Origin of the sequence: Leptolyngbya sp. NK1-12 (assembly GCF_032598965.1) — a bacterium.
Taxonomy (GTDB): domain Bacteria; phylum Cyanobacteriota; class Cyanobacteriia; order Elainellales; family Elainellaceae; genus Elainella.
The window spans coordinates 4,015,210-4,035,760 of sequence record NZ_CP053586.1; the positions used below are offsets into that span (position 1 = coordinate 4,015,210).

Below are 20,551 nucleotides of genomic sequence, written 5' to 3' on the forward strand. Positions count from 1 at the left end.
AAACGTATTCATTTTCAGATAGCTCTATTTGATTTTTATCAAGTTTTTTATCTCAGCTTCGAGTAGATTCAATCAGAGTCAATCAGGCATGACAATCTTGCCACTGTAGCTTGGCAGCGGTGAGTGGCTCCTGCTGATGGCGAACAACTAGTGACAAAATGGCTGCGCTATACAACACCCAGTAAATAGTGTTGCGGTCCAAGAATGTGCTTTCGGTAAGATTGACCAGAATTGTGAACAGGAGGAGCATCAGCGGCAAAAAGAATTCCGGCGTTCGGCTCTGGCTGACTAGCGCCACCGACCTTGCCAAGCCCGTCAGGAACTGCACCAGGAAAATGCTGACTCCCAATAGGCCCAACCCCAACCAGAGTTCCAAAAATCCGTTGTGGGCACTGGGGGCTTCCCAACCCACTGCTCGCCAAACATAGCTGGTTTCGCTGTACCAGTCTTTCCAGAGGGAGCCATAGCCGTAGCCCAACCAGGGTCGTTGCTGGATCAGATCCCAACTGTAGACCCATAGCTTTGAGCGGCCTGTGAATGTGAGATCTTTGCCCAGTAAACGCACCAGGCTTTCTGCATACAGCAGGATCAACGTCGTCAGGCTCAACCCAACCACCGCGATTAAGCTGAGGGCAACGGTCCGCAGGGTGTAGTACCAGCGCAGGGTGCGAAAGATGATAAAAGCAGGCAGCAATACCAGCAAATGCACCAGGGGCGACGAAGATTTGGACAGTAGCAATAGCGCAAACGAAGCCCCCATACCGCACCAAAGCCAGCGGCTAGCCCTGAACCCAACCGCCAACAGCAGGAATACGGTAGTGCTCAAGGCCATCATGGCACCCAAACCATTTTTATGGGTGTAGATGCCCCGCCATGTTCCGGCATGGGTTCCGCCCATAATGCCATATTGGGGCAATACCACAGCAAACAGAATGCTCAACCCAATTGCCAAACCAAAGGCCCAACCCAGTAACTGTAGCTGTTGCTTTAGACTGTAACGAGTCGAGAGATAGACTCCGAATAGGGTTGTACCCGTGACGGCTATAGCTCGGTTGATTGTGAGCGTAGGTGAGGAAGACCAGAAGATTGACGCCCAGATGACGCTGACTGTCAGCAAGATCGTCTTTTCCTTGAACAGGATATAGAGCGCTCGCTTCCAGTGCGGCAGCAGCAGTAGAAACGTGATGATATAGATCAGCTGAAACAGAAGTTTTACCAGCATGAAATCGGGCGTTGGTCCCTGCTGCCCTTCGCTTTTGCCGCCTGATAGGATGACAACCAAGGGACCTCCTGTGTAGACCAGGAGCGCCAGCACGGTGAAGATTGGTTCGGCAACACTCAGCAGTTTTTTCATGTAGATAGACCCCTGGCTCAGAGAACTCAAACCGCCTGACGGCTTTTTTGATGAACTTTTTGATAAATTTCAACCGTTTGAGCGGCAATGGTGGACCAGTTCAAATCGGTTTGGCAACGGGCTAAGGCGGCGGTTCGCAACTGATTTTGCAGCTCAGGATCTCCCAATAGGCCACTGATGGCATTGGCTAAAGCTAGCCCATCTGCCGCTGGCACGAGTAGACCGTCCTGCTGGTGACGAATCATTTCGGCCAATCCACCCACCTGAGACGCAATCACCGGGGTTCCTGTCGCATAGGCAATGGCCGCAACACCGCTTTGAGAGGATTCGGTATAGGGTAGAACCACGGCAGTACTGCGTTGGAATAACTCTGCTACAGCTGCAAACGGAATGAAATGATTCAAAAGCTCATAGCGCTTGGGATCATAACCATTGGGGAAATACCGCTCGATCGGATCACCTCGACCTGCGATCACGAGCTTTACCTGAGGAAACTGCTGAGCTACCAGCGGCATGGCCTCCAAGAGAAACCGCAGCCCCTTGTAGGGCCAAATTCGCCCAAAGAATAGCAACGTATAGGGTTCACGGATGCAATGGTTAATAGTATGGGCTATGTTCTCAGAACTAGTCTCATATTGGCGGACTGCAAAGGATGTATACAAACTGCCCAGTTCACCATGCGGCAAAACGCTGATACGGTGTTGGGGTACTCTAAACTGATTGATTAGGACATCTTTGATAGATTGCGCATGCACAATTAGATGCTGGGAACGGTAGTAGGCAATGCGGCGGGTGTATTCGGAGCCAAATTTCAGATCCTGATCACCGGGATGCCGAAACACATCATGAATGGTGGTGACGAGAGGCGGCAATTGACCAAACAGCAGCGATAGGTCATACCAAAAATTGTTGGTTTCCTGCACATGCAATACATCAGGCTGGAGGTCCTGCAGCACCTGTCTGAGCTGCCGCAGCACCAAGAGATTCCGTCCGTCCCGAATGCGAGGTTTCCAGAAGCCAACGGTTTTTATCTTGGCATTCAGGTGGCTGCGATGCAGAGCCGAAAGTTGCTCAGGGTGGATTAGAATTACCTCAGCGAATTCAGTCAAGGCATTGGCTAACTGAACTGTGTAATCTTCAAAGCAAAAATGTAATAAGGCAACTCTGAGCATGGGTCTTATTTCTGGGCAACCAGGAAGATGTTGTCTCGGAACAGTAAGAGCTGCTTCAGGAATTTGCTCAGCGATCGCTGCAGTTTGCGCTGGGGAACCAAGCCCAACACTGCCTCTGTCACTAACAGCAGCTGCAGATAAACCTCACCCACTTTGATCATCTGCGCTTCTTGATGCAGGTGCAGCTTAGCAAATAGCCGCCGAAACTTGAGGGGAATGGAGGCATAGACTTGGCGATAGCCAGCCGCCTGCAATTGCTTCAGTAATTCAGCATAGGTATACTCCTTCAAATGCATGCCCCTGGAGACGTCGTAGTTGAAAACGGAGGAAACATCGTGGGGACCCGTGTAACAGTGGGGCGTCGTGAAAATATAGCGGCCTTGCGGTTTGAGAATCTTGTAACAGCCTTTGAAATGGGCGTTGAGGTCATCTGGGTGGAGATGCTCAATCACCTGACTAGAGATCACCACATCGTAATGGCCATCCGGTTCAAATCGTTCTAAATGAACGCCATCGGATTGGCCCCATTGAATATTGGCAGCCGGATTGTTCAGATGCTTTTGCCCCCGTTCCCTGGTAATTTCGGTCCCTTTACAGTCAAAACCACAGCTGGCCAAATACTGAATCAACTGTCCCTGCCCTGACCCGATTTCATAAACAGTTTGAGGTGGTGCACCAATCGTTTTGGCCCAGGTTTCGTAGTCTTCTGTGGCATCGTTTTGACCTTGGCGAGCCCGATTCAGCCACTCCAGCTCTTGGTAGAGCCGCGTATAGGAATTTTCAAACACCTGCCAGCGGTTTTCTAGCGTTGAGTTGAGCAGTTCTTTGGTCAACTGTTTTTCTAATTCCCAATGGGCCAGCACCATCTGTTCGCTAATGTCAAAATTGTCTGTGATGCTGTAATTCTGCTTATACCGTTCGACTAATTGTTTTCCTCTTGGCTCCATGACAATCTCCGTCGCAAAAGTCATCTGATCTATGATTTCTGGTATTTTGTCAACAGTTTGGCTAACACTATGTTGGGTCCTCCCAGTAAATGGATGCCCATACCAATGATCAACAAACTATAGAGACCGGTGGCCATTGCCGCCTTCAATAAAACATCTTGCTCTAACTGCTGTAGTCCCATAAATACGAGCAACATAAATCCTCCTACGAACAGGGGACGCCGTATCACTGCCCATAAATTGACTTGGAATAGACGAACATGAACCGAATAGGCAAATTGACCCAAGCTGATCGAAGCGGTGATTATGGGTGTCAATGCTGCGCCAATCAGTTGATAGCGGGAAATGAGAACAATGCTGATTATTCCGCCAATCAAGGCATTAACAATGACTTCGCGCAGGTTGATTCGCTCCAGACCACCGGCCACCAACGCCTGACTCAAGGGCGAACACAGCGCAATCACAATCAATGAGATAGCCACCAAGCTCAGAGGAATGCTGGTATCGGCAAACTCACGATTTTGATAGACCAGGGCCAACAGCTCTTTACCGATAAAAAACAAGCCAATTACGTAGGGCACAGCAAGACACAGGGACACCTCCAACAGCTGCTCAACCGGACGCCGCAAGCCGTTTCCACCTGAACTTGCCGCCTTAGAAAGTCTTGGAAAAACGGCATTGAGGACTCCTTGATTGACAATGTCAAATGGCATCATAAATTGCAAAATACCGCCAAACAGCCCCACAAGTGCTTCGCTACCAAATACTGACAAGATCAAAAGCTGTCGCCGAGAGTTGAGCACATCAATCGCAAATAGCGCCAAAAATGTTCGGACTGAGCCTGTTGTCTGACGAATAAACCGCCAGTTAATTCGCCAATTTGGCTGCACCAGTCTCAGCACTAAAACCCACTCGATTAGTAGAATTAGAGTTTCTGAGAGCACAAAGATCAGAGCAATTTGGTTGATTTGAAACCCTAACTCCATCGCCCAAATAATGCTTCCAACTCGCAGGATGTAAATGGGAACAGTGCTGATAGCGATCAGATGCATCTTTTCCTGAGCCTGCATAATTGCTTCAGGAATATTGGAGAGCGAGAAGGGAATAATTGCTAGACCAATAATATAGCAAACTATCGATGTTTCATCACTATAGGGAAACAAAAAAATGGTTATGCATAATAGAATATAACCAATTAAACTGGCGACCAACTGTAAAAGGGTACCACTAACTAAGCAAATAGGAGCATCAGAGGGATTGCGCGAGAGTTCACGAATAAACAGCGTTCTGAACCCCTGAGCGATAATGCTCATGAAAATGAAATAGTAAGTGAATCCAATGAGATATTGCCCTAACGCTTGTGAACCAAGCGATCGAGCAATTGCTGCCGTAATGATGAAGCTAGTTACGCCTTGAGTGAGACGTCCGAGGATTACAGAAAAAGAGTTTCCAATCAGTTGGCGTTGCCCTGGCATATAATGCTGAGCCTGGATAGGCAGGTAGGTAGATAGAGTGGGTGCAGAATGAGATGGCAGTATAGCCAGCTGTGGAGGTATTAGTGATGGTCATGCTTGCATTTTCTGGCGACGTGGCAACATTTCAAATGCCGTCTCATTTTTGAAGACAAAATATTGGATTCTTCGTTCTAGAATGGCAGGCAGTTGATTTAGCAGGTGTGCAAAGCCAGTAGGATTTCTGACTAGAGCAGCCAAGGCTGCTAGCAGGCGACCTTGCTTGAGGGGTTGCACGATGCGGTAATAAGCTCGAATACGCTCAAAATTCGCTAGCTGTTGGGCTAAAGCGTCTACCAGTTCTGGAAATTGCTGGGTTACTTCTTGCTGCATAAAGTCAGCGGTTTTGCGGCAGCACTCATCTAACCAATAAATCCGATCACTCCTCACGGAAGACCCTAGACGAGAACGATAGAAATAGTATGGCTCCGGCACCAAAATAAAGTTTGCGCCATGCATAAAGCATTCCATATCGATCCAAAAATCATAGGCAGAAGTCAGAGTTTCGTCGTACTGGATGCTGTGCTGCAAGAGGAATTCTCGTTTAAATAGGGGCTTGGTTAACCCAAGATGCAGCCCTCGCTGGCCGTAGACATCCGTTTTGACGAAGAAGACAGGATCAATTCGACAGATGTGAGGGATTGTTTCACCGCTTTCGCTCAGCAGCGTACTCCAAGGAGCGGGTTCACCGTCACGAATCAGAAACAGGTCATCTACAATCACATCGGCATTTTGGGCATTAGCAACCTGGACTAACCGCTCTAATCGCTCTGGCGCATACCAATCGTCTGAATCTAAAACAGCAACCCACTTGCCCGATGTGGCTCGAATTGCCCGATTGCTGGAGGCTGTTGCTCCCATGTTCCTGGGATTGGTTATTACTGTCAGCCGCTCATCTTGAATGCGTTTAGCCACTTCAACAGTAGCATCTGTAGAGCAATCATCAACAACAATAACTTCGATGTTTTTAAGCGTCTGCGACAGTGCTGTTTTAATCGCCTTTTCAATATATGCTGCCGTATTGTAGGCAGTTATGATCACGGAAACTTCAGGTTGCACAAAAGTATTCCTCATCTAATTCTGATTATTTGATTGATTAGGCTGCACAAAGCTCACGCCAGATTCCGTATGAACCGGCATGGATCCAAAAACTGTACGAATCTGCTTTGACGCGCAGTACGGAATGCACTGACCGTAACAGAGTCAAACAGAAAACTTGTTGTAAACATCAGCCTCAGCGGAACACTCTCAACCGACTCAGCTCTGAAAGCAGGGACTCAATCACCAAGTTTGCATCAACAGTCCTCAAGTTCTCGTCCATCCAGCCTTGGCCTGATAGCAAATGCTAGAGCCGAAAGCCGGAAACTTGGCCGGAACGTAGAGCAAAACCCCAACCTGCCTCACAGCCGAGTGAAAGTGCAGCGTTGTGTAACACGTAATTTTTCTAACATGTCTCCTGTAACCCGATAGAGGTTCCTGCACGTGCTTCATGATAACTTTATATTAATTGGTTGCAAGTTAGCTAATCTCGGCTGTTATGTGAAGTTCTAATGAAGTAAATGGATACAGGGAGCAGATTGACTCCGTAAATCTGCGGGATAAGCAGTTAAAACCGTGAGTAAATTTACGGGCTACCTTAACTGACCATTTTTGTCTCCGATGCCGTTTGAGTTGAGGTTTGAGGCGAAGTTCAACTCTAGTGAAGCGAGTTCAGGGAACACAGTTCGAGCAACACAGTTCGAGCAACACTAGCTAGTTCAATCCCAGGCAACAGCTCTATCAGCGCCTGAGTCAGATAAAATCAGCCGTTGTGAACTGATTCGGACGAGTATTGAGAATTAGAACAAGGTCCGTTTGGCCAACTTGCAGCAGCGTGTTGCGTCCCTGAGTCCGCACAGTCAAATTACTAAAGCGCAGATCGCCTACGAGATCAATTTTGTCTAAACCGTCTCTAAAGTCTTGAATCACATCGCGTCCATCTCTACGCTTCAGGACAAATATGTCACGCCCTGTGCCGCCAATCAATTGGTCTTTGCCGCCATTGCCAATCAACCGATCATTGCCATTTCCACCAGAGAGCAGATCATTGCCGGAGCCGCCCTGCAGCAGATCATTGCCATCTAGTCCAATCAGCCGATCATCCCCTTCCAATCCGCTGAGGCGATCGTTCTGCGCTGTTCCCGTTAAACTATCAGTACCGCCTGTACCTTTCACTGTTGTTAAGGATGGACTTCCACCCATCGGTCTCTCAATTGCTCCAATATCAACACCATTTCCCTGCGGACGATTGATGCCATAGCGGTCTTTGGCAGCCGTTAGTCCACCTGCCTTATCTAGGGCAGGGCTGCCGCTTTGCAGAGAGAAATCACCAATCAAAGCATTAGCGAACAGCGGATCCTGACCTACGATGTTGTTGTTACCAAGGCTCGTGAAGGTAGTGCTGTTGAAAACTAAATTGTAGTCATAGACAATTTTGGTTGCATTACTAACAATGTTCGCCGGGCGTCCAGTTTTGGTATACATGATGTTGTTGAGAACCCGCACATCGCTGGCTTCAACTACAGTAATTTCTCCGTCTCTTATATCCGGATGCTGCGAGTTCTGAAATGCGGTGTTGTTGATGATATCAACATGATCGCTTTTGTACACATGAATGCCGCGTCCTCCGTTGCTAGACACCACATTGTTCTCGATTAGGGTTCTACCTGTATATGCCCCTCCCGGAACGCCGTTGTCTGAGTTACGACCTGTGTCTACAATGATTCCATTCCCATCGGTAATTTGTCCGACTTTGTACCAGGGCACAAGCTGCTGGTTGCCGTAAACGCTGTTACCTCGAATGATAATTTTGTAGCCAGTCGAGCTATCGGAATTCCAGCCGCCTACCGAGATGCCGCTGCTGCCGTAGGGCGAATACCAGGCATTGTTGTAAACCCTGTTGCCTTCAATCGTCACATAATCGGCACTGTTGGTGTAGAGTCCTGCTCCACCGAATTTGGAGATTTCGTTATTGCGAATAATGATATGATGCGGGTTCTTTCTAGGTCCCTGTCGTGAGGGCCGAATGCCGATGCCATTGCCCGATGTTGCTGGATTACCGAGATTGTTCTTTTGGGAAAGTGCGTATCCAAGTTTGATGTTGTCGTTGTTACCTTCTAGCTTCAGTCCGTCAATAACAATATAGGCTGCTCCCTGCACTTCAATCGCATTCCAGTTATTAGATTTTAGCTTAGGAACATGGCCCGGGTAAGCCCTGTATGTGATCCAAGCATTTGCTGTTCCTGAGTTTCTAATATTCAGAACACTATCAAAGGGATCTGCGTAGGTATACGTGCCATTCATTACATAGACTGTATCGCCGGGTTGAGTCAGATCAGCTGCTTTCTGTAGCGTTCGGAAGGGCGAATTTGAACTCAAACCCGTGCTATTATCGTTCCCTTGTCCTGAGACGTAATATGATTTAGGCATGATTATGGTATATCTCTACAACAGTTCTATCCATTCTTCATGCAACAGGAAACTGATCAGGAATTGTGGAGACAAGCTATGACACAAAACAGGCGATTTGAACTGCTCTAGCCTAATGGCAGGCACCTAATTTGTCAAATCTGGCGATGATACTTCCTCAACCTGATTGATGAAGTTCGTGATGATTGATGCTGCTTCTTTAGGATGCAACAAAACCCATTCGTGAAATCCTTCTGGTATCGTCACAAGTTTGGATTGCTGAATGCGTTCCAGGAGCTGATGGGCAACCATAATTGGCGTTGTCAAATCCTGCTCTGTCCATAAAATTAGGCAGGGGGCTTGAATCAAGGAGAGTAAGGTCTTTAAGTCTTTCTGAATAACGAGATTGAAAGAATGAAGCAGATGATGGGGGTTAAATAGAAGATTGTGGAGTAAGACCTGAGGAACGGTGATGAGTTGCAGCTTCAACTTACTAATTGAGAACTGCATCAGAATTTCAAGTATGCGTCGCACTAGCATTTCCCAGAGCGGATCAGCTGGCCTCACCGTGCTATTTGCCAAAACCAGGCTTCTAACTCTGTTAGGGGCAAGTGCTGCCATCATAATTGCAATGCCACCGCCCAACGAATGACCAATCACGTGAGCTTTCTCAATGTTCAGTGCGTCTAGCAGTAGCAACAGAGCCTTGGCATAACTCTGATAATCTTCTAGCGGCTGAGCGCTTTTCGAGTCGGCAGTTCCTGGCAAATCTGGTGCAATTAAAACATGGTGCTGAGCCAACTGATCCAAAATCTCTTGATAGGGTTCAGTTGAAACTCCCCAACCGTGAATAAACAGCAGCGGAGTTGAGTCAAGCCCGTTCCCTCCGTGCTTGTACGAAATCAGATAGTCGCCTAAGTTAATTTGCCTGGATACCAACAAATATGGTTAGCCTCGACTTGCAATCAATGCTGTGACCAAGCTAATTGCTTTTTCAATCTTTGTCCAGTACCGTAGGGTAGACTCCATGCTGTTCACAGACTTAATTGTCAGTAAGCTCAATCGTTATTCTAGTTGGCTGAATTCGCAGTTTAATTGCAATGAGCACTAGTACGGTTTGAGAATGCTAGAGTCAATTAGTAAATTCCTGCTCACGACTCAGTTTTGATTTCTTTTTTGATTTCTTTTTGGTGCAATCAATCACCTTATCCGACAGCTATTTCTTTCCTATTTTTTCCTATGATTTTTCTCTGGTCAGGCTACAGACTAACGCTCTAACTGCTGGTAACAAAAGTTTGGTGAATCAATTAAATTTGGACTAAGCCTGGTAGCAGATCACCAAACTTGAGCGGCAAAAAGAGTAGTATCCAGATTAGGCAATAGCCTCTGAATCATCAGGTTGAAAAGGAGTTCCGTCCCTTGAAATTCGCACAGCCAAACGTTCAGCCAAGCTTCGGTCAACTAAAGTCTACACCGCAGGTTAATTTATCGGCCCTATCGTCCCCGATCCTATCACTGCTGTCGCTACTGGCTAGCATTGTGCTGTGGGGGCAAGTCGCTGTTGCCCAATCGGAAATCCGGCATGGGGTTTTACCGCTGACTCGTCTATCAGACTGGGAAAGCCAAACGGATATTACCCTCTCGACTGGGACTTTAGCCGAACTGGAAGTGGATCCTAACTTCGAGGGTGATTTTCGCTTGATCTATGACACAGCAACTCAAATTCTGGAGGGGTATCAAGTTGTAGAACGAGCTGGCTACTTCCCCGAAAATGCCGGAATTCCACGAGACCAGCAGCTTGCCCGTGCCCAAGCTGTCTATCGCTTTTACTTGTTGCCCAACAGCAATGGCTTGATTCTGTATCGCTCTCCGTCCGAAGATACAGCTCGCTACATGATCCGCAAACCGGGCGTAGGATTCCTGTTGCCCCAGCCGTGATTTGAGAAGTTTTGAGTTTTAAGTTTTAAGTTTTGAGTTTTGTTAGCGGAGCCTGCCGTTAGGCACAGCGTATAGTTTTGAGTTTTGAGTTCGCTTCTGCAAAGCAGTGCTAAATTTAGGTGGCATGACCTGCCGTTATACTATGCCTCTCTAGTTAAGCTACAGATTGCCTTGCTCAACTGGAGCATCACGCAAGTTCCGCTACACTGCTACTGCCTCCAGCAACGCGCGAAAGCAAACTCAAAACTCAAAACTTAGAACTCAAAACTGATACAACAACGTGTTAAGATCTGTGGCAATTATGAAATTCGTGTTGGAGAGGTAGATTGATTCATGGAAGTGGCACTTTTGCTAGCGAAATTACCTGAAGCCTATTCGATCTTTGACCCCCTGGTTGACGTGCTGCCGGTAATTCCCGTGTTTTTCCTGCTTCTGGCGTTTGTGTGGCAAGCCTCGGTTGGTTTTAGATAATCTACAAAAAATTTCTGTTGACAAGATAAGTTTCAGCAAGCATCGATCGTAGTAGGGCACTGGTTCAAGGTGCCCTTTTTGCTGGGCGGTTTAAGCTTGACCCCTTTTATAAATAGACCAACCCCTTCTCCAGATCTGGAAAGCCTGCCTCCTGCCTTCTGACTCTTGCCTCCCCAAGTATCTAATCCCACATCTATCTTTCGGTAGGGGAAAGCGCAACGCCATACATCTTAAGGTAGAAGGCGGGTATGTCTGCTCTTGGACAAGGATAGAGCGGGTACAACTTTTGGAGTCCAACCAGTCCAGAGTTTTATCTTTATCTGCCGCCACGTAGAACTGCATACCTGAGTCACTTACTACACATCGCTATTTGTCATTCACAGTGTTCGCTCTGAAATTGGTGCAGAGCAAGCACTGTTTGTCTAATTTCTTGTCTCACTTCTCTGCAAGGAATCGATCTATGCCCACTGCACAAGCACCCAGCGATACCGATAGCCTCGACCTCAAACAGCTTCTCAGGACATTGACCGAGGTTAAAAAAGGAAACTTCTCTGTTCGCATGCCGATTGATCAGACGGGAATAGCTGGCAAAATCGCTGATGCCCTGAATGACATCATTGAGATGAACGAACGGATGACCGATGAACTGGAACGCATCAGTACGGTCGTTGGCAAGGAAGGCAAAATCAATGAGCGGGCTTCCCTAGGCAGTGCGCGGGGTTCCTGGCGAGCTTCGGTGGATTCGATCAACACGCTGATTACCGATCTAGTGCAGCCAACCGCAGAAACGGCGCGGGTGATTCGAGCAGTGGCGCATGGCGACCTGACTCAAGCGATCGCCACCGAAATTGAAGGCAGACCCCTGCAAGGCGAGTTTCTACAAACGGCCTATGTCGTCAACACAATGGTGGGCCAGCTGAATTCCTTTGCCTCGGAAGTGACGCGGGTGGCGCGGGAAGTGGGTACGGAAGGTAAGCTGGGCGTGCAGGCTCAGGTTCCTGGGGTGGGGGGCACCTGGAAGGACTTGACCGATTCGGTAAACCTGATGGCCGGCAACCTGACAGCGCAGGTGCGCAACATCGCGGAAGTGACCACAGCGGTGGCGAATGGCGACCTCTCCAAGAAAATCACTGTGGACGTGAAGGGCGAAATCCTGGAGCTGAAGGACACGATCAACGTGATGGTGGACCAGCTTAACTCGTTTGCCTCGGAGGTGACAAGGGTCGCCCGTGAGGTGGGAACGGAAGGCAAGCTGGGCGTGCAGGCTCAGGTCTCTGGGGTGGCGGGTACCTGGAAAGACCTGACCGACTCGGTCAACTCGATGGCGGGCAACCTCACAGCCCAGGTGCGAAACATTGCGGAAGTGACGACTGCCGTAGCGAATGGGGATCTGTCCAAGAAAATCACCGTCGATGTGAAGGGCGAGATTCTGGAGCTGAAAAACACCGTCAACACCATGGTGGACCAGCTCAACTCCTTTGCCTCGGAAGTAACGCGGGTGGCGCGGGAAGTGGGTGCGGAGGGTAAGCTGGGTGGACAGGCGGAAGTGCGGGGCGTGGCCGGCACCTGGAAAGACCTGACCGACTCGGTGAACTTCATGGCTGGCTCGCTCACGGCTCAGGTACGGAATATTGCCGAAGTCACAACGGCTGTAGCCAACGGCGACCTCTCGAAGAAAATCACCGTCGATGTGAAGGGTGAAATCCTGGAGCTGAAAAACACGATCAACATCATGGTGGACCAGCTCAACTCGTTTGCGTCCGAAGTAACGCGGGTGGCGCGGGAAGTGGGCACCGAAGGCAAGTTGGGCGTGCAGGCAGAAGTCCGGGGTGTGGCGGGCACCTGGAAAGACCTGACTGATTCGGTCAACTCAATGGCAGGCAACCTCACGGCGCAGGTGCGCAACATCGCAGAAGTCACAACCGCTGTAGCGAACGGCGACCTCTCGAAGAAGATCACCGTGGATGTGAAGGGCGAGATCCTGGAGCTGAAAAATACAATTAACACCATGGTGGACCAGCTCAGTTCCTTTGCCTCAGAGGTGACGCGGGTCGCCCGTGAGGTGGGCACCGAAGGCAAGTTGGGCGTGCAGGCAGAAGTCCGGGGTGTGGCGGGCACCTGGAAAGACCTCACCGACAACGTCAACTCGATGGCCAGCAACCTGACCGGACAGGTGCGGAATATTGCTGAGGTGGCAACGGCAATCGCCAACGGCGACCTCTCGAAGAAAATTACTGTGCAGGTGAAAGGCGAAATCCTGGAGCTGAAAAACACGATCAACATCATGGTGGACCAGCTCAGTGCCTTTGCCTCAGAGGTGACTAAAGTAGCGCGAGAAGTGGGTTCGGAAGGCAAGTTAGGCGTGCAGGCCGATGTGCGAGGTGTGGCGGGCACCTGGAAAGACCTCACCGATTCCGTGAACTTCATGGCGGGTAGTTTGACTGCTCAAGTGCGCAACATCGCGGCGGTGACGACGGCAGTAGCGAACGGCGACCTCTCCAAGAAAATCACCGTGGACGTGAAGGGCGAAATCCTGGAGCTGAAGGACACGATCAACACCATGGTGGACCAGCTCAATTCCTTCGCCTCAGAAGTAACACGGGTGGCGCGGGAAGTGGGCACCGAGGGCAAACTCGGCGTGCAGGCCCAAGTCCCTGGGGTGGCGGGCACCTGGAAGGACCTGACTGATTCGGTGAACTCGATGGCAGGCTCGCTCACGGCCCAGGTGCGCAACATTGCGGAAGTCACAACGGCGGTAGCGAACGGCGACCTCTCCAAGAAAATCACCGTGGACGTGAAGGGCGAAATCCTGGAGCTGAAGAACACGATCAACACGATGGTGGACCAGCTCAGCTCCTTTGCGTCCGAAGTAACGCGGGTGGCGCGGGAAGTGGGCACCGAAGGCAAGCTGGGCGTACAAGCCTATGTGCGGGGTGTGGCCGGCACCTGGAAAGACCTCACCGACAACGTCAACTCGATGGCCAGCAACCTGACCGGGCAGGTGCGCAACATTGCCGAAGTCACAAAAGCCGTGGCGAATGGCGACCTCTCGAAGCAAATCACGGTGGATGTGAAGGGTGAGATCCTTGACCTGAAGAACACGATCAACACGATGGTGGACCAGCTCAACTCCTTTGCCTCGGAGGTAACGCGGGTGGCCCGTGAGGTGGGCACTGAAGGCAAACTGGGCGGTCAGGCCAATGTGATGGGGGTGGCTGGCGTCTGGAAGGACCTCACGGATAACGTCAACTTCATGGCTAGCAACCTGACGGCCCAAGTGCGCGGCATCGCCAAAGTCGTGACTGCCGTAGCCAACGGCGACTTGAAGCGCAAACTAATGCTAGAAGCCAAGGGCGAAATCGAAACCCTGGCGGACACCATCAACGAGATGATCGACACGCTGGCGACCTTTGCCGATCAGGTGACAACAGTGGCCCGCGAGGTGGGCATCGAAGGCAAACTCGGCGGGCAGGCGAAGGTGCCCGGTGCGGCTGGAACCTGGCGACACTTGACCGACAACGTGAACGAACTGGCGGCCACCCTGACGACGCAGCTCCGGGCGATCGCTGAAGTAGCCACCGCCGTGACCAAGGGCGACCTGACCCGCTCAATTGCAGTCGAGGCCGAAGGGGAAGTTGCCGTCCTGAAGGACAACATCAACCAGATGATTGCCAACCTGCGCGAAACTACCCAGAAGAACACCGAGCAAGACTGGCTCAAGACCAACTTGGCCAAGTTCACCCGCATGCTGCAAGGGCAGCGCGACCTAGAAACCGTGTCCAAGCTCATCCTCTCCGAACTGGCTCCTCTGGTTTCGGCCCAGCATGGTGTGTTCTACCTGATGGAGTCCAGCGAAATACATCAGCCCTACCTGAAGCTGCTCAGCACCTATGCCTACCGAGAACGCAAGCATCTGGCCAATCGCTTCCATTTGGGCGAAGGGCTGGTGGGTCAGTGCGCCCTAGAGAAAGAGCGAATTCTGCTCACCGAGGTGCCCGACGATTACATCAAGATCAGTTCTGGCCTGGGCGAAGCTACTCCCTTAAATGCGGTGGTTCTACCCGTCCTGTTTGAGGGTCAGGTGACAGCGGTGATTGAACTGGCCTCCTTCCGCCGCTTCAGCGAAATTCACCTCACTTTCTTTGACCAGTTGACCGAGAGTATCGCCATCGTGCTGAATACGATTGCCGCCAGCATGCGCACCGAGGAACTGCTGAAACAGTCCCAGTCCCTGGCCGAAGAACTGCAAACCCAGCAGAAAGAGCTAACCGAAACCAACAAGCGCCTAGAGCAGCAAGCCCAATCGCTGAAGGCGTCCGAAGAACTGCTGAAGAGTCAGCAAGAGCAACTCCAGCAAACCAACGAAGAGCTAGAAGAAAAAGCCGAACTGCTGGCTTTGCAAAACCGCGAGGTGGAGCGCAAGAACCAAGAAATCGAGCAGGCACGCCAGTCGCTAGAAGAAAAAGCCGAACAGTTGGCCCTGACTTCTAAATACAAATCTCAATTCCTGGCCAATATGTCCCACGAACTGCGGACGCCGCTGAATAGCCTGCTGATTCTGGCACGGCTGCTGAGCGAAAACGGGGATGGCAACCTGACGGCCAAGCAGATCGAGCATGCCCGCACCATCTACTCGGCTGGTAACGATTTGCTGGAGCTGATTAACGACATTCTCGACCTGGCTAAGATCGAGTCTGGCACTATGTCGGTCGAGATCGATCAAACGCCCTTCACCGATCTGCAAACCTATCTGGAGCGCACCTTCCGGCAGGTGGCAATCGACAAGAAACTCGACTTTTCGATCAACGTTGCGGACAATCTGCCGCGCGCCATCTACACTGACCCAAAACGCTTGCAGCAAGTGCTGAAGAACCTGCTGGCCAATGCCTTTAAGTTCACCGAGCAGGGCGGCGTCAGCCTCAGCGTCAGCGTCGCCACCCAGGGCTGGAGTTCTCACCAGGAAACGTTGAATCGGGCGGATACGGTGATTGCTTTTGCCGTTAGCGATACCGGCATTGGCATTGCTCCCGACAAGCAGCAGGTGATTTTTGAAGCCTTCCAGCAGGCCGATGGCACCACCTCGCGCAAGTATGGCGGCACCGGACTGGGGCTATCGATCAGCCGCGAAATTGCCCAGCTTTTGGGTGGCGAGATTCGGCTCACCAGTACACCGGGTCAGGGCAGCACCTTTACCCTTTACTTACCCCAGGCTTACATTCCTGCCGGCAGTCCCCGCGCCAGAGACGGTTTGTTGACCTCCAAACCCGCCCCAGACTCCACGCCAGCCCAACCTGGTCTTTCATCCCAGATGCAAACCACCGTGACGCTGCTGATGGAGAACGAGCTAGAAGACGATCGGGAAATCATTCAGCCCGGCGATCGTGCCCTGCTGATTATCGAAGATGACACCAACTTCGCCCGCATTCTGCTCGACATGGTGCGGCAACAGGGCTTCAAGGGACTAGTGGCAACTCGCGGCGATGCCGGACTGGCAATGGCGAAGGAGTTTCAGCCCGCTGCCATCATTCTCGATATCCGACTGCCGATTCTAGATGGCTGGATGGTGCTGGATCGCCTCAAGCATGACCCCAACACGCGCCACATTCCGGTGCATGTGATGTCGGTAGAAGAAGGACTACAGCGCAGTTTGCAGCAGGGGGCAATCGCCTATCAGCAAAAGCCGATCAGCGCCGAGGTGCTGGCCCAGGCCCTCAACACGATCAAGCAATTCATCGAACGTCCGGTGAAAAACCTGCTGATCATCGAAGACGACGAGATCCAGCGGCAGAGCATCGTGGAACTGATCGGCAATAGTGATGTCGCCAGTACCGCTGTCGGTTCGGGAGCAGAAGCCCTAGAAGCGCTGCGAACCAACCGCTTCGACTGTATTGTGCTGGATCTGGGACTGCCCGACATGAGCGGCTTTGAGCTAATCGAGCAAATTCGGCGCGTTGGATCTCCAGTAGCGGCCTCAGCTGAGCCAAACGCAGGCACCATCCCGATTCCAATCATCGTCTACACCGGCAAGGAATTAACAGCGCAGGAAGAAACCCAACTGCGTCGCCTCGCCGATACCGTGATCATCAAGGACGTGCGCTCGCCCGAACGCCTGCTCGACGAAACCGCCCTATTCCTGCATCGCATTCAGGCCAACCTGCCCGCCCCCAAACGGCAAATGCTGGAACGGCTTCAGCAAACCGACCCGATCCTGGCCGGCAAAAAGGTGCTGATTGTGGATGATGATGTCCGCAATATCTTCGCCCTCACCAGTTTGTTAGAGCGCTATCAGATGCAGGTGCTCTATGCTGAAAATGGCAACGACGGCATCTCCATGCTGCAAACCCACCCGGACATCAACATTGTGCTGATGGACGTGATGATGCCCGAAATGGACGGCTACCAGACCATGCAGGCCATTCGCCAGATGGAGCAGTTTGCCTCGCTGCCGATGATTGCCCTCACCGCCAAAGCGATGAAAGGCGATCGGGAAAAATGCATCGAAGCCGGAGCCTCTGACTACATCACCAAACCCGTAGACACCGAGCAACTGCTATCGTTGCTAAGAGTCTGGCTTTATCGGTAAGCACATGTCGCTTCAGCCGCCAAAAACCTACCCGAATGAACTGGAAGAGATCGAGATCCAGCTCTTGCTAGAGGGGGTGTATCGCTACTACGGATTTGATTTCCGCGACTATGCGATCGCCTCCCTACGCCGCCGGATCTGGAACGCGGTGCGGGCTGAAAAACTAGCCACCATCTCGGCTCTGCAAGAAAAGGTGCTGCATGACCCCGAATGCATGGAGCGCTTTTTGATGGGGCTTTCGGTGAGTGTCACGGCCATGTTCCGCGACCCTGGCTTTTATGTTGCCTTCAGGGAAAAAGCCGTGCCCCTGCTGCGCACCTACCCATTCATCCGCATCTGGCATGCAGGCTGCTCTACCGGCGAGGAGGTGTACTCGATGGCAATTCTGTTAGCCGAAGAAGGGCTGTATGACCGTTGCCGCATCTACGCCACCGACATGAACGAAGCTGTCGTCCGGCAGGCCAAGGCCGGAATTTTTCCGCTCGACTTGATGCAGGAATACACCCAACTCTATCTCCAGGCCGGAGGAAAGTCTGCCTTTTCCAACTACTACACGGCCGCCTACAACAATGCAATTTTCCGTTCGTCCCTCAAAGCCAACATTGTTTTCTCCCACCACAATCTGGTCACCGATGCATCCTTTAATGAGTTCAACGTCATCCTCTGCCGCAATGTCTTGATTTACTTCAACCAAGTTTTGCAAGAGCAGGTGCATAAGCTGCTGTATGAAAGCCTGCGCATGTTTGGGGTGTTGGGCTTGGGCCGACAGGAAACCCTGAAGCTGACTCCGTTTGAGCATTGTTATGAAGAGCTGGACGCCCAGGAAAAGCTCTACCGGAGGATGGCCTGATGCGCTCCCAGCCCGACAGGGTGAGGCCAGACTCAAGCCAGGAAACCTCAGACCGGCATGAGTTGGTCAATCGCACCCCAGCAACCGCCGCCTTTGACCTGATCGTGATTGGCGCGTCCTTGGGCGGACTACGGGCACTAGAGGTAATTTTGTCAGGCTTACAGCCAAACTGTCCTGCCGCGATTGCCATCGCCCAGCACCGTCACCGCCACCAAGATGCCAATCTGGCCGCCTTTCTGCAACACGAGAGTCCCCTGCCCCTGGTTGAAGCCGAAGACAAACAGGCGATTGTGGCTGGGCATATCTACCTGGCTCCCGCCGACTACCATCTGCTGATTGAACCTGGTCATTTTGCCCTTTCCACCGAAGCTCCCGTTACCTACGCCCGCCCTTCCATCGATGTTTTGTTTGAGTCTGCCGCCAATGCCTACGCCAAGCGCGTGATTGGTGTGATCCTAACTGGAGCCAGTGCCGATGGTGCCCAGGGTTTAGCCAAAATCGAAGCTTACGGAGGGCTAGCTGTCGTTCAGGACCCCAGCACCGCCGAAAACCGCACCATGCCCAATGCTGCCATCGCCGCCACCCGTGCCGCCAAAATTCTGCCCCTGCCGATGATTGCGCCCTTTCTTGTTAGTTGTTTTTGCTAGCAGGAGTGAGTGGAGGGGTAGGGGGTAGGGGGTGAGGGGTGAGTTTTGCAGTTTTGGGTTGTGACTCCCCTACCTACTCATACCATTTCCCTTTGATTGAGCTACCGATCACCAAGCTCAACAGGCTACATTGTGCAGGTTCCATAACTTAAAACTCAAAACTCAAAACTCAAAACTAAGAACTGGTATCCCCCATTCACTCCATCGGCAACCGAATCGTAAACCTAGCTCCCTGCCCCACTTCGCTGCTGGCGGTAATCAGGCCACCGTGGGCTTCTACAATTCGTTGCGCAATCGCTAAGCCTAATCCGGTGCTGCTGCCTTTACGTGAAGGGTCAGCGGTGTAGAATTGCTCGAAAATGCGGGGCAGAACGTTCTGAGCAATTCCAGGACCCTGATCCTGAATCGTAATCACCGCTTGTTTTCCTTCCCGATAGGCCAAAATTTGCACCTGCGAGTCTGATTTGGAATGTTTGATCGCATTATCCAGAATATTCAGCAGGGCTTGCAGCAGCCGTTCTGGATCGCCCTGAAGCTGAATGTCGGCAATGTTTGCTTGAATCCCTAAGCCTTTTGCCTGCATGCGCGACTCCACAGCCCGAATCGCCCGATCAATCAAATTACGCAAAACAACGGTTTGCCGTTCTAGCAGCGTCACTCCAGCCTCCAGTCGTCCCAGATCTAATAAATCGTGAATTAATCGGGATAAACGGCGGGTTTCATCCTCAATGTTTTGAAAAAAACGGTCGCGCAGTTCGGGTTCTTCATTGGCTCCGCTGCGCAGGGCCTCAACCGTTACCTGGACATTACTGATGGGTGTGCGCAACTCGTGGGAGACATTGGCTAGAAAGGCACGCCGTTCCTGATCCAACGAAGCCAACCGTTCGCTCATGCGGTTTAGCTCTAGCGCTAGCTGGTCCAACTCGTTGCTTTGCCGGATCGTGAGCTTGTCGCCAAAGTGACCGCTGCCCATGCGGATCGCAAAGTTGCGCATGATTTCAATTGGTTTAGCCAGCCCGTGCGCAAAGCGATCGCTAATAATGGCACACAACAGAACGGTCAGCAACAGCGCTCCCAAGACTGTCCAAACCAGGTAGGCAAACTGGCGCTGAAACTGTTGCAGGGTAATCGACATCCGCAGCGCACCCAGCATCTGCCCCTGATAGAGAATCGGACGATTAATATAGAGCCGGTCGTCATTCGACAAAACCCCCTTGGCCACGCCCCTCGTGGTCTGATTCTGCAAGGCTTCCTTCACCCCAGGCACGGTCAGCCAATCTGTCACTTGGACATCGTTGGGATTGGACGTTGCTAGCAGTTGGCCCTCAGGGGTAAAAACTCGCAGTATTACGGTTTCGGGTGCTCCATACCGTTGCACCAGCAGCCTGACGCGCTCAACGTTTTGTTCAGCCAGCGAGTCAGCCACACTCTCACTCAGGGCCGCAGTCCAGTTTTCTAAATCCGTTTGCCGGGTGCGCATGTGGTAGGCATGAAAGGACCACAGCAGATAGCCCGCCATCAGTGTCGTACCCAGCCCGGTCAGCAACAGATAGGACACAAACAGCTTGGCCTGAAAGGAGTTTCGCTTAATCCAGACGGGAAACCGCGCCTTTTGCAGCAATGCGCCCATA

Annotated in this window: 13 protein-coding genes; 5 read left to right on the plus strand and 8 right to left on the minus strand. The window is 51.5% G+C overall.

The window, feature by feature from the left end:
• Positions 1–82: 82 nt before the first annotated feature.
• The 7 genes from HJG54_RS17005 to HJG54_RS17035 form a co-directional block, all read right to left on the minus strand.
• Positions 83–1,354 (minus strand): O-antigen ligase family protein, encoded by a 1,272-nt coding sequence (locus tag HJG54_RS17005; RefSeq protein ID WP_316430168.1) that lies wholly within the window; start codon positions 1,352–1,354, stop codon positions 83–85.
• A gap of 26 nt (positions 1,355–1,380) precedes the next feature.
• Positions 1,381–2,526, minus strand: a complete 1,146-nt coding sequence (locus HJG54_RS17010; RefSeq protein WP_316430170.1) for a glycosyltransferase family 4 protein — start codon at positions 2,524–2,526, stop codon at positions 1,381–1,383.
• Between the two features lie 5 nt (positions 2,527–2,531).
• A complete protein-coding gene (locus HJG54_RS17015) occupies positions 2,532–3,497 on the minus strand; it encodes a class I SAM-dependent methyltransferase (protein WP_316430171.1) in 966 nt (321 codons plus the stop codon).
• A gap of 5 nt (positions 3,498–3,502) precedes the next feature.
• Positions 3,503–4,948, minus strand: a complete 1,446-nt coding sequence (locus tag HJG54_RS17020) for an oligosaccharide flippase family protein (protein ID WP_316430173.1) — start codon at positions 4,946–4,948, stop codon at positions 3,503–3,505.
• A 90-nt stretch (positions 4,949–5,038) separates the two neighbouring features.
• A complete protein-coding gene (locus HJG54_RS17025) occupies positions 5,039–6,058 on the minus strand; it encodes a glycosyltransferase family 2 protein (RefSeq protein WP_316430174.1) in 1,020 nt (339 codons plus the stop codon).
• A 717-nt stretch (positions 6,059–6,775) separates the two neighbouring features.
• A complete protein-coding gene (locus HJG54_RS17030) occupies positions 6,776–8,452 on the minus strand; it encodes a choice-of-anchor Q domain-containing protein (protein WP_316430176.1) in 1,677 nt (558 codons plus the stop codon).
• A 126-nt stretch (positions 8,453–8,578) separates the two neighbouring features.
• Positions 8,579–9,370 (minus strand): alpha/beta hydrolase, encoded by a 792-nt coding sequence (locus HJG54_RS17035; protein ID WP_316430178.1) that lies wholly within the window; start codon positions 9,368–9,370, stop codon positions 8,579–8,581.
• Positions 9,371–9,850: 480 nt separating this feature from the next.
• Between HJG54_RS17035 and HJG54_RS17040 the strand changes: the two genes are divergently transcribed.
• The 5 genes from HJG54_RS17040 (at position 9,851) to HJG54_RS17060 (ending at position 18,920) form a co-directional block, all read left to right on the plus strand.
• Entirely contained in the window at positions 9,851–10,369 is a 519-nt protein-coding gene (locus HJG54_RS17040) for a hypothetical protein (protein ID WP_316430179.1), read from the plus strand.
• A gap of 333 nt (positions 10,370–10,702) precedes the next feature.
• Entirely contained in the window at positions 10,703–10,840 is a 138-nt protein-coding gene (locus tag HJG54_RS17045) for a photosystem II reaction center protein K (RefSeq protein ID WP_035996575.1), read from the plus strand.
• A 460-nt stretch (positions 10,841–11,300) separates the two neighbouring features.
• Positions 11,301–17,423 carry a HAMP domain-containing protein gene (locus tag HJG54_RS17050; protein WP_316430181.1) on the plus strand — a complete coding sequence of 2,041 codons (6,123 nt, stop codon included), beginning with the start codon at positions 11,301–11,303 and terminating at the stop codon, positions 17,421–17,423.
• A 4-nt stretch (positions 17,424–17,427) separates the two neighbouring features.
• Positions 17,428–18,273: a CheR family methyltransferase gene (locus tag HJG54_RS17055; protein WP_316430182.1), complete on the plus strand. Its 846-nt coding sequence runs from the start codon at positions 17,428–17,430 to the stop codon at positions 18,271–18,273.
• Positions 18,273–18,920, plus strand: a complete 648-nt coding sequence (locus HJG54_RS17060) for a chemotaxis protein CheB (RefSeq protein ID WP_316430183.1) — start codon at positions 18,273–18,275, stop codon at positions 18,918–18,920. Before HJG54_RS17055 ends, HJG54_RS17060 begins: the two co-directional genes overlap by 1 nt.
• A gap of 196 nt (positions 18,921–19,116) precedes the next feature.
• Here HJG54_RS17060 and HJG54_RS17065 read toward each other — a convergent pair whose 3' ends face one another.
• Positions 19,117–20,550 carry a HAMP domain-containing sensor histidine kinase gene (locus HJG54_RS17065; protein ID WP_316430184.1) on the minus strand — a complete coding sequence of 478 codons (1,434 nt, stop codon included), beginning with the start codon at positions 20,548–20,550 and terminating at the stop codon, positions 19,117–19,119.
• Between the last annotated feature and the right edge of the window lies 1 nt (position 20,551).